We start from the raw sequence: 328 nt of genomic DNA on the forward strand, positions 1-328 counted from the left end.
GAACATCACCCCAGGCCCTGGCGGAGGTAAACGGCGCACCCGAACCCGAATCCGAATCCGGGCCTGATCCTGAATCCGAACCTGAATCCGGGCCTGATCCTGAATTCGAGCCGGAGTCCGGGCTGGTGGTGGAACCGGCGGCTCCTGAACCAGTGGCAGCATCGGAACCGGTGCTGGAGCCGGCGGCTCCCACGGTGGTGGCTGCGGGACCGGTGACTGCATCTGAACCGGCGTTGACTTCGGCGGCTACCACATTGGTGGGTGCGGGACCGGTGACTGCATCTGAACCGGTGTTGGAGCCGGCGGCTCCTACGTTGGTGGCTGCGGG

The 328-nt window shown here is 66.2% G+C and carries 1 protein-coding gene; it reads right to left on the bottom strand.

Going from position 1 to position 328, the window contains the following annotated elements:
* On the bottom strand, nucleotides 1–328 hold a 328-nt coding region (locus ACU18_RS20320), incomplete at both ends, for a hypothetical protein (RefSeq protein WP_442853728.1).

Source organism: Arthrobacter sp. ZBG10 (assembly GCF_001238605.1).
GTDB lineage: Bacteria > Actinomycetota > Actinomycetes > Actinomycetales > Micrococcaceae > Arthrobacter.